At 63.4% G+C, this 23322-nt stretch carries 24 protein-coding genes; 13 read left to right on the top strand and 11 right to left on the bottom strand.

Translation table 11 applies throughout. The features are described 5' to 3' along the window. Nucleotides 1-48: 48 nt before the first annotated feature. The gene (locus FJ959_RS26095; protein WP_140513799.1) at nucleotides 49-1104 is read right to left on the bottom strand and encodes a sugar phosphate isomerase/epimerase; all 1056 of its coding nucleotides are present in this window, start codon (nucleotides 1102-1104) and stop codon (nucleotides 49-51) included. A gap of 399 nt (nucleotides 1105-1503) precedes the next feature. Here FJ959_RS26095 and FJ959_RS26090 point away from each other — a divergent pair, with 399 nt between their 5' ends. The 5 genes from FJ959_RS26090 to FJ959_RS26070 are packed head-to-tail and all read left to right on the top strand — an operon-like array spanning nucleotide 1504 to nucleotide 5753. Then, nucleotides 1504-2391 carry a sugar phosphate isomerase/epimerase gene (locus FJ959_RS26090; protein WP_140566006.1) on the top strand — a complete coding sequence of 296 codons (888 nt, stop codon included), beginning with the start codon at nucleotides 1504-1506 and terminating at the stop codon, nucleotides 2389-2391. A gap of 56 nt (nucleotides 2392-2447) precedes the next feature. Further along, on the top strand, nucleotides 2448-3617 hold the full coding sequence (locus FJ959_RS26085; protein ID WP_140500381.1) for a mandelate racemase/muconate lactonizing enzyme family protein: 1170 nt from the start codon (nucleotides 2448-2450) through the stop codon (nucleotides 3615-3617). Nucleotides 3618-3619: 2 nt separating this feature from the next. Continuing rightward, entirely contained in the window at nucleotides 3620-4336 is a 717-nt protein-coding gene (locus FJ959_RS26080; protein ID WP_140513801.1) for a FadR/GntR family transcriptional regulator, read from the top strand. A gap of 5 nt (nucleotides 4337-4341) precedes the next feature. After that, on the top strand, nucleotides 4342-5322 hold the full coding sequence (locus FJ959_RS26075; protein WP_140500385.1) for a hydroxyacid dehydrogenase: 981 nt from the start codon (nucleotides 4342-4344) through the stop codon (nucleotides 5320-5322). Between the two features lie 41 nt (nucleotides 5323-5363). Next, complete coding sequence (locus FJ959_RS26070) at nucleotides 5364-5753, top strand: hypothetical protein (RefSeq protein WP_140522584.1); 390 nt, start codon at nucleotides 5364-5366, stop codon at nucleotides 5751-5753. An 18-nt stretch (nucleotides 5754-5771) separates the two neighbouring features. Here FJ959_RS26070 and FJ959_RS26065 read toward each other — a convergent pair whose 3' ends face one another. After that, complete coding sequence (locus FJ959_RS26065; RefSeq protein ID WP_140632881.1) at nucleotides 5772-7067, bottom strand: amidase; 1296 nt, start codon at nucleotides 7065-7067, stop codon at nucleotides 5772-5774. A 120-nt stretch (nucleotides 7068-7187) separates the two neighbouring features. Here FJ959_RS26065 and FJ959_RS26060 point away from each other — a divergent pair, with 120 nt between their 5' ends. Then, on the top strand, nucleotides 7188-7535 hold the full coding sequence (locus FJ959_RS26060; RefSeq protein ID WP_140632877.1) for a GFA family protein: 348 nt from the start codon (nucleotides 7188-7190) through the stop codon (nucleotides 7533-7535). Between the two features lie 120 nt (nucleotides 7536-7655). Here FJ959_RS26060 and FJ959_RS26055 read toward each other — a convergent pair whose 3' ends face one another. After that, a complete protein-coding gene (locus tag FJ959_RS26055) occupies nucleotides 7656-8870 on the bottom strand; it encodes an MFS transporter (protein ID WP_140632874.1) in 1215 nt (404 codons plus the stop codon). A gap of 91 nt (nucleotides 8871-8961) precedes the next feature. Between FJ959_RS26055 and FJ959_RS26050 the strand changes: the two genes are divergently transcribed. The 3 genes from FJ959_RS26050 to FJ959_RS26040 all read left to right on the top strand — a co-directional run bounded on the left by FJ959_RS26050 (nucleotide 8962) and on the right by FJ959_RS26040 (nucleotide 11604). Beyond that, the gene (locus FJ959_RS26050; RefSeq protein WP_140522593.1) at nucleotides 8962-9948 is read left to right on the top strand and encodes an AraC family transcriptional regulator; all 987 of its coding nucleotides are present in this window, start codon (nucleotides 8962-8964) and stop codon (nucleotides 9946-9948) included. A 106-nt stretch (nucleotides 9949-10054) separates the two neighbouring features. Then, on the top strand, nucleotides 10055-11026 hold the full coding sequence (locus FJ959_RS26045; RefSeq protein ID WP_140632871.1) for an AraC family transcriptional regulator: 972 nt from the start codon (nucleotides 10055-10057) through the stop codon (nucleotides 11024-11026). Nucleotides 11027-11172: 146 nt separating this feature from the next. Continuing rightward, the gene (locus FJ959_RS26040; protein ID WP_140513806.1) at nucleotides 11173-11604 is read left to right on the top strand and encodes a DUF4437 domain-containing protein; all 432 of its coding nucleotides are present in this window, start codon (nucleotides 11173-11175) and stop codon (nucleotides 11602-11604) included. A 328-nt stretch (nucleotides 11605-11932) separates the two neighbouring features. Here the strand turns inward: FJ959_RS26040 and FJ959_RS26035 are convergent, their stop codons facing one another. The 7 genes from FJ959_RS26035 to FJ959_RS26005 form a co-directional block, all read right to left on the bottom strand. Beyond that, entirely contained in the window at nucleotides 11933-13018 is a 1086-nt protein-coding gene (locus FJ959_RS26035; RefSeq protein WP_140632868.1) for an ABC transporter ATP-binding protein, read from the bottom strand. Further along, entirely contained in the window at nucleotides 13018-14121 is a 1104-nt protein-coding gene (locus tag FJ959_RS26030) for an ABC transporter ATP-binding protein (RefSeq protein WP_140500402.1), read from the bottom strand. The genes FJ959_RS26035 and FJ959_RS26030 overlap by 1 nt, the downstream gene beginning before the upstream one ends. Further along, nucleotides 14118-14351, bottom strand: coding sequence for a hypothetical protein (locus FJ959_RS26025; RefSeq protein ID WP_140513808.1), 234 nt, complete (start codon nucleotides 14349-14351; stop codon nucleotides 14118-14120). The genes FJ959_RS26030 and FJ959_RS26025 overlap by 4 nt, the downstream gene beginning before the upstream one ends. After that, nucleotides 14348-15307, bottom strand: a complete 960-nt coding sequence (locus FJ959_RS26020; RefSeq protein ID WP_140500406.1) for a carbohydrate ABC transporter permease — start codon at nucleotides 15305-15307, stop codon at nucleotides 14348-14350. Before FJ959_RS26020 ends, FJ959_RS26025 begins: the two co-directional genes overlap by 4 nt. A 1-nt stretch (nucleotide 15308) precedes the next feature. Next, a complete protein-coding gene (locus FJ959_RS26015) occupies nucleotides 15309-16214 on the bottom strand; it encodes a sugar ABC transporter permease (protein ID WP_140500408.1) in 906 nt (301 codons plus the stop codon). 69 nt (nucleotides 16215-16283) lie between these two features. Then, complete coding sequence (locus tag FJ959_RS26010; RefSeq protein ID WP_140500410.1) at nucleotides 16284-17600, bottom strand: ABC transporter substrate-binding protein; 1317 nt, start codon at nucleotides 17598-17600, stop codon at nucleotides 16284-16286. A 357-nt stretch (nucleotides 17601-17957) separates the two neighbouring features. After that, on the bottom strand, nucleotides 17958-18641 hold the full coding sequence (locus FJ959_RS26005; protein WP_140632865.1) for a TetR/AcrR family transcriptional regulator: 684 nt from the start codon (nucleotides 18639-18641) through the stop codon (nucleotides 17958-17960). A gap of 121 nt (nucleotides 18642-18762) precedes the next feature. On the opposite strand from FJ959_RS26005, the gene FJ959_RS26000 reads away from it, so the two are divergent. From FJ959_RS26000 to FJ959_RS25985, 4 genes are read left to right on the top strand one after another with little or no spacing between them, the layout of a single operon-like run. Then, on the top strand, nucleotides 18763-19959 hold the full coding sequence (locus tag FJ959_RS26000; protein ID WP_140558328.1) for a Tm-1-like ATP-binding domain-containing protein: 1197 nt from the start codon (nucleotides 18763-18765) through the stop codon (nucleotides 19957-19959). Between the two features lie 10 nt (nucleotides 19960-19969). Next, nucleotides 19970-20839 (top strand): phosphoenolpyruvate hydrolase family protein, encoded by an 870-nt coding sequence (locus FJ959_RS25995; protein ID WP_140500416.1) that lies wholly within the window; start codon nucleotides 19970-19972, stop codon nucleotides 20837-20839. Between the two features lie 2 nt (nucleotides 20840-20841). Continuing rightward, nucleotides 20842-21276 carry a cupin domain-containing protein gene (locus FJ959_RS25990; protein WP_140500417.1) on the top strand — a complete coding sequence of 145 codons (435 nt, stop codon included), beginning with the start codon at nucleotides 20842-20844 and terminating at the stop codon, nucleotides 21274-21276. A 51-nt stretch (nucleotides 21277-21327) separates the two neighbouring features. Continuing rightward, nucleotides 21328-21801: a hypothetical protein gene (locus FJ959_RS25985; protein ID WP_140624438.1), complete on the top strand. Its 474-nt coding sequence runs from the start codon at nucleotides 21328-21330 to the stop codon at nucleotides 21799-21801. 123 nt (nucleotides 21802-21924) lie between these two features. Here the strand turns inward: FJ959_RS25985 and FJ959_RS25980 are convergent, their stop codons facing one another. Continuing rightward, nucleotides 21925-23112: a Xaa-Pro peptidase family protein gene (locus tag FJ959_RS25980; RefSeq protein WP_140632862.1), complete on the bottom strand. Its 1188-nt coding sequence runs from the start codon at nucleotides 23110-23112 to the stop codon at nucleotides 21925-21927. Between the last annotated feature and the right edge of the window lie 210 nt (nucleotides 23113-23322).

The raw sequence follows: 23322 nt of genomic DNA, 5'->3' as shown, positions 1-23322 counted from the left end.
CCCTCGTGTCTGAGATACCTCCCCCTCGAGGGAGAGGGAAAACCCGCGCTAGATTCCCATCATGGCGCGCAGCACCTTCTTATCCGTGGCACCGCCGGCGAAATCGTCGAACGCCTTCTCCGTCACCCGGATGATGTGGTGCTGGATGAAGGGCGCGCCTTCGGCCGCGCCATCTTCCGGATGCTTCAGGCAGCACTCCCACTCCAGCACCGCCCAGGAATCATAATTGTACTGCGTCAGCTTGGAGAAGATGCCGCCGAAATCCACTTGTCCGTCGCCGAGCGAGCGGAAGCGGCCGGCGCGGTTCGTCCAGCTCTGGTAGCCGGAATAAACGCCTTGCCGCCCGGTCGGATTGAACTCGGCGTCCTTGACGTGGAAGGCCTTGATGCGCTCGTGGTAGATGTCGATGAATTCGAGATAGTCGAGCTGCTGCAACAGGAAGTGCGACGGATCGTAATTGATGTTGCAGCGCTTGTGGCCGCCGACCGCGTCGAGGAACATCTCGAACGTCGCCCCGTCGAACACATCCTCGCCGGGATGGATTTCGTAGCCGACGTCGACGCCATTGTCCTCATAGACATCGAGGATCGGCTTCCAGCGCTTGCCTAGTTCTGCGAACGCCTCTTCGATCAATCCGGCCGGCCGCTGTGGCCAGGGATAGAGGTAGGGGAAAGCCAGAGCGCCGCTGAAGCTCACCGAGACGTCGAGCCCGAGATTGCGCGACGCCTTGGCCCCGAACTGCATCTGTTCGACCGCCCATTGTTGCCGCGCTTTGGGGTTGTTGTGCACCGAAGCCGGCGCAAAGCCGTCGAATTGCGCGTCATAGGCCGGATGCACCGCCACCAATTGCCCCTGCAGATGCGTCGATAGTTCGGTGATCTCGACGCCGGCGTCGGCACAGATGCCCTTCACCTCGTCGCAATAGGCCTTGGAAGACGCAGCCTTCTGGAGGTCGAACAAGCGCGCGTCCCAGGTCGGGATCTGCACGCCCTTATAGCCGAGGCCGGCCGCCCATTTTGTGATCGATGCAAGCGAATTGAACGGCGCTGCATCGCCCGCGAACTGCGCCAGGAACAGTCCAGGGCCCTTCATCGTCGTCGGCATCGGCATCCTCCCTCATTGTTGTCGCGACCGAGCATAGCGCCGATTGAAGACAGGGCCAGCCACTTTGGTCTGTTCTCAACGGTCACTTGCGTGCATTGTCATTCTGGTATTACCAAACGTGGCGATTTGGTCAAGCCTTGCCACTCACATTCAGAGCCCTCCGCCGCGCCACGGGAGGGCAGCATAGTCCAATATAATCAATGGAGTAATCCAGAGAGCAAGTTGCCATCGCACAGTTCTTGCCGCGCGTTGGAAATTGCTGTAGACCTCGTCGTGGGCCCAATTGGTCGAACCAGTTTGCGAAGAAATGCTGGAACGCCTTGGGGAGGAACCGTCCGTCACATCCGGTGACGGCATGTTGCAGGCGAACCATTAGGGACGATCCGGGAAGGACAGACCATGCATCTTTCGACGCACAACTGGATGCGCGCGGAACCGTTGGAGACGACGCTCAAGCGCATCAAGAAATTCGGCTATGAGTCGATCGAGATTTCCGGCGAGCCCGACCAGTACAAGACCAAGGAGACGCGCGCGCTCCTGATGGAGCACGGCATACGCTGCTGGGGCGCCGTGACCTTGATGTTGGGCGAACGCAACCTTGCCGCCCGGGACCAGGGCCAGCGCGAGCGCTCCGTGCAATACGTCAAGGACGTGTTGACCATGGTCAGCGAACTCGACGGCGAGATCATCACGCTGGTTCCGGCGACCGTCGGCAAGGTCGTGCCGGACGGCACCGAGGAAGAGGAATGGAAGTGGGTGGTCGATGCCACCAGGGAGTGCTTCACCCACGCCAAGAAGGTCGGCGTCAAGATCGCGGTCGAGCCGCTCAACCGTTTCGAGACCTACCTGTTCAATCGCGGCGCCCAGGCGTTGGCATTGGCCGACGCTGTCAGCCCGGAATGTGGCGTCTGCCTGGACGCCTACCACCTCCATATGGAGGAATTTAACGTTTACGACGCGATCCGTAAGGTCGGAAAGCGCCTGTTCGACTTCCATGTCGCCGATAATAACCGCTTCGCCGCAGGCCTTGGCCAGATCGACTGGCCGAAGATCGTCGCGACCTTGCGGGAGGTCGGCTATGACGGGGCGCTGACCAACGAGTTCGTCGCGCCTGTCGACCGCACCCCGGCCGCGCCCTACCCCGACATGGTCGAACGCCACCCGGTCGACATCTCGCCCGAGCAGCTCAAATTCATCCAGGATCACGGCTCCAGCGTGCTGACGGAAAAGTTCTACACCGACCAGATGCGGATCACTGCCGAAACGTTGCTGCCGCTGATCAAGTAGCCGATCCGATTGGGAATGAGCCCTCCCGCCATCCGGCGGCAGGGCCGGGGAAGACCATGCGCATCAAAAGCGTCCAGGCCTGGTGGATTCGCATACCGATCGAGGCGGCCAAGCAGCACCGCAGCGATTTCGGTCAGGTGACGACCTTCGACGCCGCCATCCTGCGCATCGAAACCGATGACGGGCTGGTCGGCTGGGGCGAAGGCAAGAACGCCGCCGGCAGCGCCGGCAGCTATGGTGCGCTCGTCCATATGCTGAACCGCGAGGTCGGGCCGCAGCTCGTCGGCCGCGATCCGGCCGATATCGGCATCATCTGGGAAATGCTCTACAACGGCGTGCGCCACGACAGCGCGGCGCGCGCCGGCCATGCCATGCCGCAGCTGGCGCGGCGCGGCATGAGCGTGGCCGCCATCAGCGCCGTCGACATCGCGCTCTGGGACATACTGGGCAAATCGCTCGGGCAGCCGGTCTGGCGGCTGATCGGTGGGCGCAAGCTCGATCGCATGCCGGCCTACGCCTCGGGTGGCTGGGCGTCCGCCGACGCGATCGGCGACCAGCTCAAATCCTATGTCGCCAGGGGCGGCTTCAAGGCGCTGAAGATGCGCATCGGCGCCATGGATGGCGCCGCGCATGTGTCGGCCGCTCGCGTTCGCGCCGCCCGTGAGGCGCTCGGCCCCGACGTCGAGTTGATGGTCGACGCCCATGGCACCTATACGGTGGCGGAGGCCAAGCGTTTCATCCATCTCGCCGGCGATCTCGACCTTGCCTGGTTCGAGGAGCCGGTGATCGCCGACGACAAGTCCGGCCTTGCCGAAGTCCGTGCCTCCGGCGCCATACCGATCGCCACCGGCGAAAGCGATGCGACCCGCTATGCCTTCCGCGACCTCGCCGTGCTCAAGGCCGCCGACATCTTCCAGCCCGATCCCGCCTTCTGCGGCGGCATCAGCGAGGCCATGAAGATCGGAACCATCGCCAGCGCCTTCAACCTGCGCTTTGCGCCGCATCTATGGGCCGGCGCGCCCTGCTTCTTCGCCGGGCTGCATGTCTGCGCCGCCTCGCCGTCGAGCTTCACCGTCGAATATTCGCTCGGTGCCAATCCGATGATCCACGACCTTGTCGAAGAGACTGTCGAAGCCAGGGACGGTATGATAGCGATCCCCGAAAAACCCGGATTGGGATTCACCATTTCGGAGCGATTCCTGGAGGCGCACGCGCAACGCAATTGACGATGAAAGAAAACAACCTTCTCGCGGAGCTTGCCGCCTATCTGTTCTCCCATTCCGACAAGGAGACGGGCCGAACCCCGTCGGAACGCGAACTGGCGGAGCATTTCGGCGTCAGCCGCGGCCAGATCCGCGAGGCGCTGGCCATTCTCGAGGCCATGCGCATCGTCGAGCGCAGGGCCAAGTCCGGCATCTATATCGACACCAAGCAGGCCAGCGTCGAGGCGCTGGCGCTGTTCGCGCGCGCCGGCCTGCCGCTCGATCCCTTGCAGATCTACGAGACGGTCGAATTGCGCAAGATCCATGAGATCAAGGCGGCCGAACTTGCATGCTCGCGTGCCACCGAGGAGAATTTCGAACGGCTGCGCGAGATCCTGAAGGCCTCGGAAGAACGCATCGCGGCAGGCGAAGGCCTCGCCAAGGAGGACCGCGAATTCCATCTCGAGATCGTGCGCGCCACCAAGAATGGCGTCTTCCACAACATCTGCAGCGTTTACTATTTGATGGGCGAGCAGCGCCTGCCGATCTACTTCAACGATCCGGAGCGCAGCGTGCGCTCGCATGCCGAACACATCCAGATATACGAGGCGCTGCTGCGGCGCGACGGCAATCTCGCCCAGGCGCTGATGAGCGCCCACCTGCAGGGCGCGGAAAGCTACTGGAAGGGGCTGATCGAAGGCCTCGGGGCGGCGCCGCAAAACCCGACGCTCGAACAGGCCTGACGGGGATGACGCGCATCCTGTCGACGCACAGACTGCATCCGCGCGCCGCGGCCATGCTGGCGGGGGCGGGTGAGCTTGTCGTCGCCTCGGCCATCGATCCGGGCACGCTGGCCGCCGAGGCGAGGAATGCCGACATCGTCATTGTGCGCGCGCCCCTGCCGCCACTGTTGTTCGAGGGTGCCACCAGGTTGCGGGCAGCGATCCGCCATGGCGCCGGGCTCGACATGATCCCGATGGAAGCAGCGACCGCGGCAGGTGTGCTGGTCGCCAACGTGCCGGCGGTCAACGCACGCTCGGTGGCCGAGCATGTGATGTTTGCAGCCCTCGCCCTGCTTCGGCAGTTTCGTGTCGTCGACCGCGACCTGCGCGCCAAGGGCTGGCTTGCCGGTCGCGAGCACGCCAATTCCAACATCGAGCTCGCCGGCAAGACGATCGGCATCGTCGGTCTCGGCGCCGTCGGACAGGCCGTTGGCCATATCGCCGCGCATGGGTTCGACCTGAAAGTGGTCGCAACGACCCGCAGCATGCAGCCGGCGCCGGACAAGGTCGGCTTCCTGTCGATCGACGCGCTGGTCGAGCAGAGCGACATCATCGTCCTGTGCTGTCCGCTGACGCCGGAAACGCGCGGCCTGATCAGCCGCGAACGCATATCGCGCATGAAACCCAACGCGCTGCTGATCAACGTGTCGCGCGGGCCCGTCGTCGATGACGACGCGCTGATCGAGGCCTTGCGGGAGCGCCGCATCGGCGGTGCCGCGCTCGACGTGTTCTCGACGCAGCCGCTGCCACCGGATCATCCCTATTTCAGCTTCGACAATGTCGTCATCACCCCGCACATGGCCGGCATCACCGAGGAATCGATGATGCGCATGGGCGTTGGCGCGGCCGGCGAGGCCCTGCTGGTGCTGGCAGGCAAATTGCCGGTCAATCTGCGCAACCCGGAAGTGGTCGGGCACTATCGGCGACGGTTTCCCGCCGACAGCTAGACCATCGCCGTTTCGCCCCAATTCTTCGCGACGCTGGAGCCATGTCCGTTCTCCGCCTCGCATTCCTTTGCCTTGCCACCACTTCAGCGGGCCTGCTGCCCTCGCTCGCCGCGGCCAAAAGCAGCTATGTCTATTGCGACAACGGGCTGCGCTGCTTCAAGGCTCCCTGCCCATCGAACAGCGTGCTCGACCTCGCCACCGGCAAGATCATCAAGGGCGTGTCGATCGACACCGGCGGATTGCCGACGAAGGACAAGGCGATGGTCGAGGCGTCGGATGCGCTCTCTGCCGGCAAGATTGTCGTCAGGGGATCGATCGAGCGACGCACCCAGACCATCACCGGCAAGCAATACAGCCTGCCGTGGCTGATCGCGACGGCCGTCGAGCGCGCCGCCAAGGACAGCGAACGCAAGCACTGCTCTTCACACTGACATTCGGTTCAGTCCCGATCAGCCGCCCAGCAATCTCTCCACTTCAGCGGCGATGCTCAGCAGACGGCGGTCATGGCCGTGGCGCGCCACCAGCATCAAGCCGGCCGGCAGCGCCATGCCTGGTATCGGCAGCGAGATCGCGCAGAGATCGAACTGGTTGGCCACCTGCGTGTTGCGCAGCAGCAGGCCCTCCGTGCGATCGCGCAGACCGGCATCTTGCGCCAGGGAGACGAGGGTCGGCGCCGTCACCGGCGTGGTTGGCAGGGCCAGCACATCGACCGACGTCAGCCGCTCATCCGTGGCGGCGGCCAACGCAGCACGGCGACGCAGTGCCCTGATGTAAACCGGGGTCGGCAGCATTGCCGCCCGCGACAAGGGTCCGCTCACATGCGGGTCAACCGGCACCGGAGCGCCTGCCGCCAACCAGTCTGCATGCACTTCAGCCCCTTCCATCGCGGCGATCGAACCACGTTTTGTGACCGCGCGAAGGTCCGCGATCAGGTCGTCGATCGACAGGTCCGCGACCCGTGCGCCGGCCTGCTCGATCTTGCCGAGGCAGCGCTCGAACGCTGCTGCCACCGCGCCTTCAGTCTCTCCGAAAAGCACGCCGCGCGGGAGACCGATGCGCAGCCCCGCAAGGGCGAGTGGCGCCGGCAGCGCCAAGTCCTCGCCCGCCATCACCGCATCGGCTGCGGCGCATTGCGCCACGGTGCGGGCGAGCGGGCCGACCGAGTCCAGCGTGGCCGACAGTGGAAAGGCGCCTGTGAGCGGCACCCGCCGCGCCGTCGGCTTGAAGCCGACGACGCCGTTAAGTGCCGCCGGAATACGGATCGATCCGCCAGTGTCGGAACCGATGGAGATTTCGCTCGTCCCCTCGCCGACGGAAACGCCGGCGCCGGAGGAAGAGCCGCCGGGAATGCGGTCGGCATCGGTCGCGTTGCCAGGCGTGCCATAGTGCTGGTTGTCGCCGATGGCGGTAAAGGCGAACTCGGTCATGTTGGTCTTGCCGATGATCACCGCGCCGGCTTGCCGCAGCCGGCGCACAATCATGGCGTCGCCAATTGCCGGCGCAGCATCCTTGAGCAGCAGTGATCCGGCCGTGGTCGCCTCGCCGCAGACATCGAACAGGTCCTTGATCGAAATGATCGTTCCGTCGAGCGGTCCGAGCCTCACGCCGGCCCTCCGCCGCGCGTCGGCGGCATCGGCTGCGGCTCGCGCGGCTTCGATATAGAGTTTCGTGAACACACGTTCTTCACCGGCACGGGCGGCGAGACGCGCAAGGATAGTTTCCAGGTGATCGCGGACGGATTGCATCTTCGGTGTCGGACTCCGGACCTCTGGGACGTCTTAAGCTTAGCAGCCGGCGCGTGGCGTGCCGAGACTTAACCCGGCGCGGGCGGTTTTGCACCCCTGGCGGACGCAAGGAAGAGAACGATGCTCTACAAAGGCAGCTGTCATTGCGGCAAGGTCGCCTTCGAGTTCGAGGCGGAACTGACCGAAGCCGTGCGGTGCAATTGCTCGATCTGCTCGCGCAAGGGCGCCTTGCTGTGCGCCGTTCCGCATCAGGCGCTGCGGGTGCTGGCCTGGAGCGACGAGATCGGCACCTACACATTCGGCAACTGCGCCATCGCGCACCGCTTCTGTCGCACCTGCGGCATCCATCCTTTCGCCGAGGATGTGCGCGAGGGGAGTGAACGCAGCGCCTACATCAACGTCAACTGTGTCGCCGATGTCGATCCGTCCGCCTTGTCGATCTTCGACTTCGATGGGCGTTCAGGCTGAATTTCGCCGGCAGCCTGCCGCGTCTGCCTGTCAGCGACGCCGCCATCGCAAAGGCAACGGCCCGAGAACCATGATGGTTCTCGGGCCGTTGCGCAAGTCAGGGATGGTTGTCGGGAGAGCCTACCCGGCGCGTTTTGGGCCGAGCAGGAACACCACGACTGCCGCCAGCAAAGTCGCCACGCCGCAATAGGCGAAGGCACTGGCGACGCCGGCATGATCGACCAGCAGGCCGCCAAAGACGGCGCCGAGCGCAATCGCCACCTGGAAGGTGGAGACCATCAGGCCGCCGGCGCTCTCGGCTTGATCGGGCGCGGCCCGCACCAGCCATGTCTGCAGCCCGACCGGCACCGCGCCGAAGGCAAAGCCCCAGGCCGCCACGGCGGCGGCGTCGATCGCCGGCGAGGCGCCGAAGACCAGCATCGAGGCGGCGGCCACTGCGATCAGCAGGGGTGCCAGCGCGACGGCGGCCTTGAGATTGCGTTCGGCCAGGATGCCGCCGGCGATATTGCCGAAGAAGCCGCCTATGCCATAGGCCAGGAGCACCAGCGAGATTGTCTCGATGCCGAGCATCGGGATCTTCTCGAGGAAGGGGCGCACATAGGTGAAGCCGGCAAAGTGCCCCGAAGCGACCAGCAGCACGACCAGCAGCGCCACCCTGATGGACGGGCGTTCCAGCACCTCGAGCAAGGTGCGGAAACTTGCCACGCCCATCGGCGGCAGCTTCGGAATGGTGGCAACCTGCACCAGCAACGCCAGCGCGGCGACGACGGTGGCGATCATGAAAGCCGTGCGCCAGCCCCAGATGTCGCCGACATAGGCGCCGACAGGGGCGGCGGTGACGGTGGCCAGCGAAACGCCGGTTAGGATGATCGACATGGCGCGTGGCATCAGCCGCATCGGCACCAGCCGCAACGCCATGGCCGCCGACATCGCCCAGAAGCCGCCCAGCGCAACGCCGAGCACGACGCGGGCAAGCAGAAGCATGGGCAGCGATGAGGCAAAGGCGGCCAAAAGGTTCGAGGCGATCAGAAACGCGGTCAGCATCCACATCACCAGCCTGCGGTCCATGCGCCGTGTCATGATCGCCATCGTGGGAGCGGCAATGGCGCCGACGATCGCCGTCGCGGTGACCGCTTGTCCCGCAACGCCTTCGCTGACGCCGAGATCGCTCGCCATCGGCGTCAACAGGCTGGCGGGCAGGAATTCCGCCGTAACGAGACCGAAAACACCAAGCGCCAGCGAGACGACGGCGCCCCATGCCGGCTCGGTTCGTTCCTCCTGATCGACAGTGTTCAATAGGGCGGCGTCGACGACGCCCGTCGCGGGTTCGGCCATGGTCAGTCTCCGATGAAGTTGCAGCGCAACATTTGGCTGCACTGCAACATAGGGAGTGACGACCTGGAGTTTCCATGCTAGAAACACCATTATGTTTGACCGTTCGTCCAAAATTTCGACCACTGGCGATCCGCTGACCGACATATTGCGCGGGCTGCGTCTCGACGGCGTCGACTACGCCCGTTGCGAAATGCGGGAGCCTTGGGGCATCCAGTTTCCGGCCCAGGCAGCGGCGCGATTCCACTTCATCGGCCGCAAGGGCTGCTGGCTGATGCAGCCCTCGGGCGAGTGGGTCGAGCTCAAGGCGGGCGACGCGGCGCTGCTGCCGCGTGGCGCAGCGCATGTGCTGGCAAGCGAACCGGGCACCAAGGCTTGGCCGATCCAGGGCTACGCGGCCGAAGAAGTCTGCAAGAACGTCTATTGCATGTCCAATGAAGCCATGTGCCCCGATGGTCGCTGTCCGGGCACGCTGCTGTTTTTTGGCAGCATGTACTTCAACATCGATGGCCTACATCCCCTGCTCGGCATGATGCCTGATGTCATGCGCGCGCATGAACTCGAAGCTTATGAGCCGGGTATTCCGCATCTCCTGGACTCGATGGCGCGTGAAGTGACGATGGAGCGCGTCGGCTCCGGCGGCATTCTGGCGCGGCTCGCCGACGTCCTTGCCGCCACCGTGATCCGCTCATGGGTCGAGCGCGGCTGCGGCGATTCAAGCGGTTGGATCGCGGCGGTCAGGGATCCCGACATCGGGCGCGTTCTGGCCGCCATCCATCTCGAACCGGACCGCGACTGGACCGTCGAGGCGCTCGCCAGGATGATGGGCGCCTCGCGATCGGGCTTTGCCGAGCGTTTTGCCACCATTGTCGGCGAGACGCCGGCCAGGTACGTCACCCAAGTGCGCATGCACCAGGCCCGGCAATGGCTGGTGCGCGATCGCCAGAAGATTTCCGTCGTCGCCACACGCCTGGGTTATGAGTCGGACGCCGCCTTCAGCCGGGCCTTCAAGCGCGTCATCGGCTCGGCTCCCAGCCACCTGCGTGCCGAGGAACATGCTGAGATCCGCCAGGCCGGCTGAAGCGGCAGGCCGTGACTCCAGGCTGGAGCAATTCCGTCCGGAATTGCCCGAAGAGGTACAGCAGTTCAGCGTTTCCGTGGGACGCTGAACTGCTGTAGGAATCGGCATGGACTTGACCTCGCCCAACGACACTGTGCCGGCCCCGGGGGGTGCGTTGACCGAGATGTTGCGCGCGCTGCGCCTCGAGGGCGTCGACTATGGCCGCTGCGAACTGGGCACGCCTTGGGCCGTGCTCTTTCCGGTGCAGAAGGCGGCGCGGTTTCACTTCATCGGCCGTGCCGGATGCTGGCTGCTTTCGCCACCAGGCGAATGGATGGAACTGAAAGCCGGCGATGCATTGCTGTTGCCGCGCGGCGCCGAGCATATCCTTGCCAGCGCACCCGGTGTACAAGCCGAACCGCTCGAAAGCTACAGCGTCGAGCCCCTGCAGGACAATGTCTACGCCGCCTCGAACGGCGGCCATGGTGCAAAAACGCTGCTGTTCTGCGGCAGCATGCACTTCAACCACGATGGCTCGCATCCACTGCTGGCCATGATGCCGGATATGCTGCGCGCGAAGGAGCTGATGGCCGGCGAGCCAGGCATCCCGCATTTGCTGGAAGCCATGGCCGACGAGGCGACGAGGAACCGGGCCGGCTCCGGCATGATGCTGGCGCGGCTGGCCGATGTATTGGCCGCAGCCATCATCCGCTCCTGGGTGGAGAACAGCGCCGGTGACATCACGGGTTGGATCGCGGCGATCAAGGATCGGGACATCGGCCGCGTGCTGGTCGCCATTCATCGGCAGCCTGACAGGAACTGGACCGTCGAAGCGCTGGCCCGCGAGATGGGCGCCTCACGGTCGGCTTTTGCCGAACGTTTCACGGCCGTCGTCGGAGAGACGCCGGCAAAATATGTCGCCGGGGTGCGCATGCATCAGGCAAGACGGTGGCTCGAGGAAGAAGGGATGCGGGTGTCGGTGATCGCCGCCAGATTGGGCTACGATTCGGAAGCGTCGTTCAGCCGGGCCTTCAAGCGCATCGTCGGCAGCGCGCCCAGCCATTTGCGCGCCGCGGGCGGCGCCTCGGCAAAAGGCTAAATCAACGCTGTTTGCAGTGGCGATTTCCGGCCTGGATGAATTGCCAAGTGTTCCGGACAGAATGCCAGTCCCGGCTTGGCCATTTGCAATAGCTTGTCATCCAACAGACGAGCGCCGGCGGCAAGTCGGCCCGAAGAGGAGAAGCGATGCCAAATCACTTAAAAATCCTGACGCTGGCCGCAATGCTCACTGTCCCCGGCCGTGCCTTCGCCCTTGAGGACAGCTATCTGCCGGCCAACAAGATTCCCTATGTTTCTGAGGCGCCGGACCAACCGCAGCGTCTCGGACCGCTATGGGGAGAAAGGGCCAAGCGCCCCGCGGGTACCTTGCTGAAAGTCCCGGGCAACTGGCACGCCCCTGTTCATGCGCACACCGCCGATTATCGCGCCGTGGTGATCCAGGGCCTATGGGCGCACTGGCAGATGGACGGCGGCGAGGCGAGCAAGGTCGAGCTGCCTCCCGGATCCTACTGGACCCAGAAGGCCAATGAGATGCATGCCGACGCCTGCCTCTCGGACACGGAATGCGTGATCCTGCTGATCAACACCGAGCCCTATGAGACCTATCTGCCGAAGTAGAGGTGCGGGACGGCTGTCCGGCCGGCATTGCTGCGGGGGCTCAGAACTCGGGTTAACAAGACCTGACCACAGCCAGTCCCGCTGTGCCAGTTTCCCATGATAGGAATTTTTTCTTGACTGGGTGAAGGCAACTATGGTAGATATTTGGTTATGGTGCTGAGTTGCGCCAGGGACCCGCCGCACAGGCGGGTTTTTCCGTTCAATGCTTCATCAACAGCGCACCGACGAAGGCTCCGGAGGGACCCGTTAACCCGGATTCCTTGCCCTGCCGCAAGTCGGGCTTTTTGTTTAGGGCGCTGTCCGGAACATCGCATTCGCGATATTCGCCTCATCCGGCGTGCCGCAAACTCACGCCGCTGCCCTTGTCGAACAGCACCACCTTGTCCGGATTCCAGGCAAAGCGCACCGGCTGCTCGATCGCGACATCGGTCCGCGCCGGCACCGTGGCGCGCAGCGTGGTCTCGCCCACGCGCAGCGTCAGGATCTTTTCCACGCCATGGTTTTCGACGTCGTGGACGCGCGCCTCGACCGGCGCACCGCTCTCGAGATAGACGTCCTCGGGGCGGATGCCGAAGACGAGCGGGCGACCGTCGGTCGCCGCACTCGCCTTGGCTCCCCCTGAAAGCGGCAATTCGAAATTCAGCGGCGCCATGACCGCACGATCGTTGACCACCCTGCCGTCGATGAGGTTCATCGGCGGCGAGCCCACGAAGCTCGCCACATAGGTGTCGCGCGGATTGTTGTAGATCTCATGCGGCGTGCCGGTCTGGACGATGCGGCCATGGTTGAGCACGCCCACCTTGTCGCCCATGGACATCGCCTCGATCTGGTCGTGGGTGACGAACAGGAAGGTGGCGCCGAGCTGCATCTGCAGGTTCTTCAGTTCCGTGCGCAGCGCCTCGCGCAGCTTGGCGTCGAGCGCCGACAGCGGCTCGTCCATCAGGAACACGCGCGGCTTGCGCACGATGGCCCGGCCGATCGAGACGCGCTGCATCTCGCCGCCCGACAGCCGGTCGGTCTTGCGGTCGAGCAGATGCGCGATCCTGAGCGTCCGCGCCGCGCGGTCGACGCGGTCCTTGATTTCGGCGTCGGGCAGCCGCCGGATCTTCGGCTTCAGCGGGAATTCGAGGTTTTCGCGCACCGTATAGCGCGGATAGAGCGAATATTGCTGTAGCACCAGCGCCACGTCGCGCTCCGCGGCGCCCCAGTCGGCAACGTCGATCCCGTCGATGAAGACCTGGCCCTCGCTCGGTTTTTCAAGTCCGGCGATCAGCCGCAGCGTCGTTGTCTTGCCCGCGCCCGTCTCGCCGAGCAGAACGAAGAACTCGCCATCGGCGATGTCGAGGTCGAGCCCGGTCAGGGCCGTGTGATTGCCGAACGTCTTGGAGATATTCTTGAGCTGGATATGGGCCATCAGAGTCTCACTCCGAGCGACTTGCCGCTCGCCGCGTCGAAGAAATGCGCCTGTGTCGGATCGATCCTGGCGAACACCCTCTCGCCGGGACCTGAAATGAAGCCGCTCTTGGTGCGGGCGCGCAGCATCTTGGAGCCGACTTTCAGGTCGACGATGTCGAACGAGCCGAGCGGCTCGACGATCTGCGTCTCGACCGCCATGAAGCCCTCCGCCGCCTCACGGCTGATGAGGACGCCTTCCGGCCTGATGCCGAGTGCCAGCCGGCCGCCCGCATGGCCGTTCAGCTTCGACAGGAGCGCGCGCGGGAATTCGAAACCGGTTGGCGCATCGCCCACCGTCACCGAGGCCGACGAGGCTTTTTCGGCCACCGCCGCGTCGGCCACGTTCATCACCGGACTGCCGACGAATTGCGCGACGAAGAGGTTGGCCGGGTGCGAATAGACCTCGTCGGGGGAGCCGACCTGCTGGAGAACCCCCTCATGCATGATGACGATGCGATCGGCGAGGCTCATCGCCTCGATCTGGTCATGGGTGACGTAGATGGTGGTCGAGCCTTGCTTGATGTGCAGCCGCTTGATCTCGGCCCGCATCTCCTCGCGCAGCTTGGCGTCGAGCGCGCCGATCGGCTCGTCCATCAGCATCGCTTTCGGCCGCCGCACCAGTGCCCGGCCGATCGCCACGCGCTGCATGTCGCCGCCCGACAGCGCCGACGGTTTCTTGCCGAGCAGGTCCGTGATTTGCAGCGTCTTGGCGACCGAGCGAACTTCCTGGTCGATTTCGCTCTTGCTCTTTCGCGTGGCGCGCAAGGGAAAGGCGATGTTCTCGTAGACGCTCATATGCGGGTACAGCGAGAACGACTGGAAGACCATGGCGATGTCGCGATCGGCGGCCTTCAGATGCTGGATGGGCTTGCCGTCGATGAGGATGTCGCCCTCGTCGATCGTCTCCAGCCCGGCAATGGCGCGCAGCGTCGTCGTCTTGCCGCAGCCCGACTGACCGAGCAGCACGATGAACTCGTTGTCTTCGATCTTGAGGTTGAGGTCCTTGATGACCTGGACGGCGCCGAAGAACTTCTGGACGCCGCGAAGCTCGATCTGGGTCAATGCTGCGCTCCCGGATTTCGCTGCGGATCGCCTGACTGGCCGGTTCCGGCTTCCTCTTGCGGTGCGATCTTGGAGGTGATGTTGAAGCCGATCAGGCCGATCAGGATGATGGTCAGCCCATAGCTGTGCAGCAGCAAGTTCCAGGGCTGGCAGAGCGCAACGATGCCGAGCACCATCAGCACCTGGCTGCCTGGTTCCAGATATTTCTGGTTGATGGCGCGAAAGCTCATTTGCGGATCGCTCCGAAGGACATGCCGCGCAACAGGTGATTACGAAGCAGGAAGGTGAAGATGGCGACAGGAAGCAGGAACAGGAAAGTGCCGGCGGCGATCACCGTCCAGTCCGGCAGCCCGGAGCCGACCTGGCTCGGGATGAACGGCGGTGCGGTCTGGGCGCGGCGATTGGTCATGATCAGCGCGAAGGCATATTCGTTCCATGCCGTGATGAAGCAGAACACGGCCGTGGCGGCGATGCCGGTGGCGGCTTCGGGCAGCACGATCTTGAAGAAGGCTTCCATGCGCGTATAGCCGTCGACGAGCGCCGCTTCCTCGTACTCCTTCGGGATCTCGTCCATAAAACCCTTCATCAGCCAAACCGAGAAGGACAGGTTGAAGGCGGTGTAGAGGATGATCAGCCCGATATGGGAATCGTTGAGGCCGACCGCCCGGTACATCAGGAACATCGGGATCGCCACCACCACGGGCGGCAGCATGCGGGTCGACAGGATGAAGAACAAAAGGTCCGCCTCGCCTTTGACCCTGAAGCGCGAGAAGCCATAGGCGGTGAACGTACCCATGCCGACCGCCAGCACCGTCGAGGTGATCGCGACGATCAGCGAATTCATGAAACGGTTCGGATAGCCCGACCATTGCACCTGGCCCTTGCCGTCGCGCACGATCTTTTCGCCGCCGTCGAAGACGACGCGTTCCCACCAGGGCGCCGCCGCGTATTCTTCCGGCGAAGGCGGGCTGCGCAATTGCGAGCGCTTGGTGAACAGCTTCACGAAGGGCGATATCTCCGGCTGGAACACGACCGTCGGCGGGATGGTGGTGGCAAGATTGCGCGGCTTGAACGCCGTCGAGGCGATCCAGTAGATCGGCGCCAGGAAGATCACTGTCGCCACCAGCACGGCGACGATTGCGACGCGGTTGAGGGCGATCTCGGAAGAAGTGCGGACGGCGGCCATCTCAGCGCTCCTTCACTTTGTTGAGATATTTGACGTAGATGTTGGTGATGGCCAGCACCATGATCAGCACGATGTAGGCGAGCGCGCAGGAGCGCCCGGTCTGCCATTCCTGGAACGCCATCTTGTAGAGCCGGATCGAGATCAGTTCAGCCGTCGGCTGGGTGGTCAGGATGTAGGCCAGATCGAAGGTCTTGAACGCTTCCATGGTGCGGAAGATGACGGCGATCATGAGGATCGGCGCGACCAGCGGCAAGGTGATGCGGAAGAAGGTGTAGAACGGACCGGCGCGGTCGATAGCGGCGGCTTCGTAGAGGTGCTTCGGCACCGCCGAGAGGCCGGCCAGCGACAGCAGCATGACGAAGGGCGACCACATCCAGATGTCGGTCAGCGCCACCGCGTAGAGTGCCATCTTGGGGTCGGCCAGCCACTCGAAATTGCCAAGCCCAAGCGCATAGTTGATGACGCCCCATGACGGATCGTAGAGCAGTTTCCAGAACAGGCCGACGACGGCCATCGACAGCATCATCGGCAGCAGCAGCAGGGTCGTCAGCAGCCCCTTCAGCGGAATATCGCGGTTGAGCAGCATCGCCACGCCGAAGCCGACCAGCAACTGTCCGGCGACCGAGATGATCACGTATTTGGCGGTGATCGCGAAGTTGGACCAGACATAAGGATCGCTGAGCAGGTCGCGGTAGTTCTGCAACCCGACGAAATTCGCCGGCGCGTTGGTCGAGGCGCGGAAATCGGTGAAGGAATAGCCGAGCGAATAGATCAGCGGAAAGATGTTGAAGACGATCAGGAACAGGATCGTCGGGATGATGAAAAGATTGCGGATCGAAATATCGCTAAGGCCACGCGCGGCCGCGCGTGAAGATCTGTCCAGCGTGGTGATCATCGTGGTCGCCAAGACCCTGCTCCCGCTTGAAGAAAAAGAAACGGAGGAGGCATGAGCGCCCCCTCCGTGGGACATGAACGATTATTGGCCGCGGCCGTATTTCTTGAAGGTCGCGTTCCAGTCGGCGGCCAGTGCGTCGAGCGTTTCCTTGGCGGTGCCTTCGCCGCCGATCATGTAGGGATAGACGCGCTGGTTGAGCTGCTGGAGCAGTTCGGCATATTCCGGCACCGCCCAGAAATCCTTCACCTTGAACATGGTCTCGTAGAAGGCCTTGTTGTAGGGCGTCGCATTCTGGAACTCTTCGGACTTGAGCACGGCTGCGCTGCAGGTGTAGCCGCCGAGTGCCGCCCACTTCTTCTGGGTCTCGTCCTTGATGAACCATTCGAGGAACTTCATCGCCTCGTCCTGCTTCTGCGAGTAGGAGACGACGGAGATGCCCTGGCCACCGAGTGCGGCGAACTGGTCGCCGTTCGGCCCGGGAGGATTGGCGAAGAAGCCGGTGTTCTTGGCGTTCGGGTTCGACGCCTCGTTGATCAGCGAGGGGAAGAACGCGAAGTAGTTCATGCTCATCGCGGCCAGGTTTTCGGTGATCGCCTGGTTGTCCTCGACGAAGAACGACTTGGCCCAGCCCGGAGGCGTGAACTTGTAAAGCTCCTTATAGGCGTCGAGCGCGGCGACAGCCTTGTCGGAGTTGATGAAACCGTCGACCTTGTAGGTCGAATAGTCACCCAGTTCGCCGCCATAGGAGAACAGCGCGTTCTCGAAGCCCATCGCCATCGCGTCATAGGAATTGTCGGTGTAGATGGCGATGCCGTATCTCTTCTGGTCCGGCCGGTGGAAGAATTCGGCGATGTCGCGCAGCGCCTTGAAATCCTTCGGCACGTCGAGGTCGTAGCCGTATTTGGCCTTGAAGGCTTCCTTCTCCTTGGGATCCTCGAACCAGTCCTTGCGATAGGACCAGCCGACGGCGTCGCCTTCGAGCGGGATGGCCCAGTACTTGCCGCTGTTGCCAGGATATTCGGCGTAGTACTTCACCGTCGCCGGCGCCATCACCTCGCCGAGCTTGTGCTTGTTGAAGAAGTCGGTGAGGTCGACATAGTGGCCACCGGTCGAGCCGGCGCCGAGCCACTGCGAGTCGCCGACGACCAGGTCGTAGGCATCGCCATGAGCGTTGAACTCGGTGAAGGCCTTGGTCTGGAAGTCGGCCCAGGGCGTGGTCTCCACCGTGATCTTGACGCCGGTTTCCTTCTCGTACTCGTTGCCGAGTTCCTGGAGGTAGTTGGCAGGATCCCATTCCGCCCAGAAGATGGTGAGCGATTTGTCCTGGGCGTAGACGGATGTTCCGCAGGCAAGTGTCAAGCCGATACCAGCAAGCAAGCTGGTCACTATCTTGCGCATGATGTTTCCTCCCTTGTGCGCATTCTACCGTATCAAGCGAACCGGCAAACGGGGCCGGCCCTGGTAGTTCCTCCCTTGGTCGCGCCTTCCGGTTTGGAGCCTCCTCGCCCGTCCGGAAATGGATCGCAGCCCTCACTTTCGATCCGCTTTTCTCCTTTGATCTGGTATTACCAATTTTGAAGCTCCGTCAAGCCCTTTCTTGAGCAATGGTGACAGCTCGAAGTCTCGAATTCCAGCCTTATCTGCCTGTTTTTCCTAAATTTTCCTACTCATTGATAGACATCGGCCTTGTTCATGCTTCAGCATTGCGGTTAATATCGGCAACCAGTATGCAAATCTGGTAGAACCAGATACCTGCTATTTCGTGACCCTTGTTGGTTCGATCGCTTGTGCTTCGGACACTGATTCCGCGATCGCCGCGCGCACCAGGGCGACCGCCGCCCACTGGGCAACGGACATCGTCCGGCGACCGTCCAGTCCCCAGATGTCCTTCAGCACGATAAGCACCTCGACGCCGAAGATCAGCGACAGCGCCTGCGCCAGCCGCTGAAGGTCGCGCGGCGGCAGCCGGCCCTTGAGCGGAGCGAGCGCGTCCTGAAGCAACTCGACGCGGTGGCCGCGCTTGAAGGTCGGTTCGCTGCCCAAAGTGCCGGCCTGGCGCCGCGCCCACTGATCGAGCGACAGTTTCAACGCCGCCTTGAATGTGGCCTCGAAAGCCTCGATGCGCGGCATGGCCGTATCGAAGAGCTCGGCGACGCGGCGCTCGGCATCGGCAGAGGTGGATTTCCAGGTGAGGATCGGCCCGAGCCCCTCGTTAACCACTGCCTGCACCAGTGCCGCCTGGCTCGGAAAATACCGGTAGGCGGTGGCGCGGGACACCTGCGCCGCCTCGGCAACCTCGCTGACCGAAGGTGTTGCGCCTGCCTGCATCAGCTTCGTCGCCGTCTCCAGCATCAGCCGTTTCGTGCGCGCGCGCGGTCCACGCTCTGGTCCCCCGGCGGTGTCGTCGCTTGCTGCGGCGTGTTGACGTGAGACATCCATACCAATATGATACGCGCGTCTCAAAAAATTGCAATGACCTCCTCGTTTTCGGAATGGCTAGGTTGACGCTCTGTAGAGCACTGAGCCTCTGGGTGACTTGGACCGGCAGAGGGAGGCATCGATGAAGCGCATTTATGTGGTGGGCACCGCGGACACCAAGGGTGAGGAACTCGCCTTCCTGGCCGACGCGATCGCCGCCACGGGTGCCGCTGTCTGCCGGGTCGACGTCGGAACGCGCGGCGCGAGCGTGCCGGTCGACATTGCCGCTGAGGATGTGGCAGGCCACCATCCCGGCGGGCGAGACGCGGTGCTCGCCGGCGATGACCGCGGCACCGCGGTCGCCGCGATGGGCATTGCCTTCGCTCGCTTTGTCCAATCGCGAAACGACATTGCCGCCATGATCGGCATCGGCGGCGGCGGCGGCACGTCGATCATTAGCGCAGGCATGCGCGCGCTGCCGCTCGGCCTGCCCAAGATCATGGTCTCGACGCTCGCTTCCGGCGACACCGCGCCCTATGTCGACATCTCGGACATCGTCATGATGCCGTCGGTGACCGACATGGCCGGGCTGAACCAGCTCTCGCGTGTCGTTCTGCACAATGCGGCCCAGGCGATATCGGGCATGGCCGCCAGACCGCCGCCGCCGCCCGAGGGGAAGCCGTCGATCGGCCTCACCATGTTCGGCGTCACCACGCCGTGCGTGACGGCAATCGCGGATCAGCTCCGTTCGACCTATGACTGCATGGTCTTTCACGCGACCGGCACCGGCGGCCGCAGCATGGAGAAACTGGCCGACAGCGGCCTGCTGTCCGGCGCCATCGACATCACCACCACTGAGGTCTGCGATCTCCTGTTCGGCGGCGTGCTGCCGGCGACGGAGGATCGTTTCGGTGCCGTTGCCCGCACCGGCCTGCCTTATGTCGGCTCGGTTGGCGCGCTCGACATGGTCAATTTCTGGGCGCCTGCGACCATTCCGGACCATTATCGCGGGCGGCTGTTCTACGAGCACAACCCGAACGTCACGCTGATGCGCACGACGGCGCAGGAATGCCGCAAGATCGGCGAGTGGATCGGCACGAGGCTCGCCCACTGCAAGGGGCCCGTGCATTTCCTTGTCCCGGAGAAAGGCGTCTCGGCGCTCGACATCGAAGGCGGCGCCTTCTTCGACCCGCAAGCCGATGCCGCCCTGTTCGAAGCCATTGAGCGCAGGATTAAGCCGAACGCGACGCGCCGGCTGACACGCCTGCCGCTGCACATCAATGATCCCCGATTCGCCAAGGCCGCGGTCGCGGCTTTCCTCGAAATCGCCAGACAGTGAGATCCAAGACATGCCGGCAATACCGCGCAAGGACATACTGAAGAAATTCAGGGGGATGATCGACAAGGGCGTGCCGATCGTCGGCGGCGGCGCTGGCACCGGCCTGTCGGCCAAGGCCGAAGAGGCCGGCGGCATCGACCTCATCATCATCTACAATTCCGGCCGCTACCGCATGGCCGGTCGCGGCTCGGCCGCCGGCCTGCTTGCCTATGGCAATGCCAATGAGATCGTCAAGGAGATGGCCTACGAGGTGCTGCCGGTGGTCAGGAAGACGCCGGTGCTGGCTGGTGTCAACGGCACCGATCCGTTCGTCATCATGCCGCTGCTGCTCTCCGAACTGAAGACGATGGGTTTTTCCGGGGTGCAGAATTTCCCCACCATCGGCCTGTTCGACGGCAGCATGCGACAGAGCTTCGAGGAGACCGGCATGGGTTTTGGGCTCGAGGTCGACATGATCGCCGAAGCCCGCAAGCTCGACCTTCTGACCACGCCCTATGTCTTCAACCCGGACGAGGCGCGCGCCATGACCAGGGCCGGCGCCGATATCGTCGTGGCTCATATGGGCGTGACGACGGGGGGCTCGATCGGCGCCACCTCTGCCAAGTCGCTCGACGATTGCGTGGTCGCCATCGACGCGATCGCCGAAGCGGCCCGTTCGGTGCGCAAGGATGTCATCCTGCTTTGCCATGGCGGACCGATCTCGATGCCGGACGACGCCCGCTACATCCTCGAACGCTGCAAGGGCCTGCACGGCTTTTATGGCGCGAGCTCGATGGAGCGGCTGCCGGCGGAAGCGGCGATCGCCCGGCAGACCGCCGATTTCAAGGCCGTCACGCTTGGCGGCCTGAAGACGACCACGAAGAAAAAGAAGGGATCATGAGAATGACCGACAAGAGCAAGGTGTTCGTCTACCCGAAGGATGTCAGCGCCTTCGGATTCGACTGGGGAAAATTGTCGCTGACGGTCGCTCCGGAAGTGAACGGCGCGACCCGCTTTTCCGGCGGCGTCGTCGACCTGCCCTCCGGCAAGGGCCATACCCGTCATAACCATCCGGGCGCGGAGGAAATCATCTTTGTCATTTCGGGCCATGGCGAGCAGATGGTCGAGGACGAGCAAGGCAATCCGGTGGTCGAGAAGGTCGGCCCCGGCTGCACCATTTACGTGCCGGAGAGCCGCTTCCACTCGACGCTCAACACCGGCGACGGGCCGATGCAGCTGTTCGTCGTCTATTCGCCGGCAGGGCCGGAACTGGGATTGCGCGAACTGCCGGATTTCAGGTTGCTGCCGGCCGGGAACTCCCCTCGCTCGCGACTTTGAGGCGCCCTTCCGATATGCTATCGTCCAGCATGCCTCCTTGAGAGAGAAGCGATGACGCGTTTCAGTCCCCAGGAATTCGTGGAAAAGCTCGCAACGGGCAGCCTGCCGGACGGCAACCCGGCCATGACGGTTGGCGGTATTGTCAAGGCCAACGACGCCGACCCGTCAACGCTTCTCTTTTCGACCGATATGTCCTGCGAATCCTGGATACCCGTGCCGCTGAGCTTGATCCAGACGGTCGAGCAGGTACGGACGGTCAACTGCAAAGACCACAAGCATCCGCTGGTCAAGATCGCTTTTACACCGCCCTCGCCGGATCAACGTGACATCAATGCCCTGCTTATGATCATGGCCGGGCTTCAGAGCCAACTCTCCTGGTTCCATCGCAACGCCAAATCCGGCAGTCCGTGGGCGTCAACGTTTGCATCCGATTGCGCCGTCGTCTCCGCATCCGAGGGGCTTACCATATGCTGCACCCAGACGATCGACGGAAGATTGGAAGTCGTCTGCACTGGAATGGTTTAGTGCCTGTCGCGCAAAAGTGACTTCTGTTTAGCGGCAACGGCAAAGCGCCGCGCATGAATTCGTTTCGACGCGACGCGCCTTAGAGACAATCGAGACCGGCACGCTCATTTGTAACGTGGCAGGTTACATGCTACCCCGGTTCCATGCCCGACCCCGATCCCCGAACATCACATAGCCGGTATCGGTAACCGCCACCGTATCCTCCAGCTTGATGAAGCCGCGCGTCGGGTGAAGCATGGTCGTCTCCACCGATAGCACCATGTTCCTCTCCAGCGGCTTGCCCGCATAGGTGCCTTCATAGGTCACCGGATGGTTGGTCATCAGGAACGGCGCCTCATGCGTGATCAGCCCCATGCCGTGAGCGAAGAAATCCGTGTAGGGCGCGACCTTGGATTTTTTCAGCACGCCTTCGGCATGGGAAATCATGTCGCCGCCGAGCGTGCCCGCCTTCACCTTCGAGAACGCCGCCTGCTGCACCGCCTCGACTTCGGCCAGCAGGTCCTCCAACTCGGCATCCGGGTCTCCGAGAACCCCCATGCGGCAGAGGTCGCCGATATAGCCATGATAATTGCCGCCGGAATCGATCGACAGCACTTCGCCCTTCTTCCACGCTTGCGGCGACGCCGCGCGGTTGTGGCTGGAGCCCAGCGTCAGCAGGCAATATTCGAAATGCGCGCCGCGATTGGTCTCCTCGCGGCGAAGCTGTTCGATCATCTCGCTCTTGGTCGTGCCTTCGCGCGCCCATTGGATGGTGGCCAGCATGGAATCGGTGATCAGTTCGGAAGCGATACGCAGTTTCTCCAGCTCGGCCTCGGTCTTGATGGCGCGCATGCGCTCCAGCATGCCGGTGGCATCGACCAGCTTGGCGTCGGGGAGCGCTTTGCGGATCAGGGCATAGGCGTCCGACGGCAGGAAACCCGGCTCGATGCCGATGCGAGCGTCGCCCTTGCCGATCTTGCGCACATGCTCGACAGCGAGATTGGCGGCATCGAGCGTGCCCCAGCAGGCGGCATGCAGCGTCGGCGTCCAGAACGGGTGGTTCTGGTGTTCGCCACCCTCCATGCGGTTGCCGATATAGGCGGCGTGGTCCGGTCCGCCTTTTTCGTAGATCACGATCGGCAGGTACCGGCTGTGGCCGATCGCATCCATGGCGGCGAAGAAGATGAACTTGTAGCCGCCGAGCAGATATTGGGTGTTGTGCTTGGATGTCGCGAGCAGGACGTCGATATCAGCCTCTTCCATCAGGCCATCGACCCTGGCGTGGTCGAATGGGATGTCGCCGACGGCACTCTTCCCCGGAGCTATGTTCATTGTCTCTCTCCCTGAATGTCCGCGCGGATCGGCTGGACCGCCGGATGCCCGATCCCGTTAGGTCTTCCGACTTCGGGTCAAATCTGCACCATTTTCGCCCATCTGGTCCAGCCAGAAACAGGCTCGCCCAGCTGAATGGCCGTCGCCGGTGCCGATAATGTGAGGTGCATCGGATGACCTGGTCTTACCAAGCCAGGTCTATCGACCACT

This window comes from Mesorhizobium sp. B2-2-4 (genome assembly GCF_006442375.1).
Lineage (GTDB): Bacteria > Pseudomonadota > Alphaproteobacteria > Rhizobiales > Rhizobiaceae > Mesorhizobium.
This window is presented reverse-complemented; position numbering and strand designations above follow the sequence as displayed.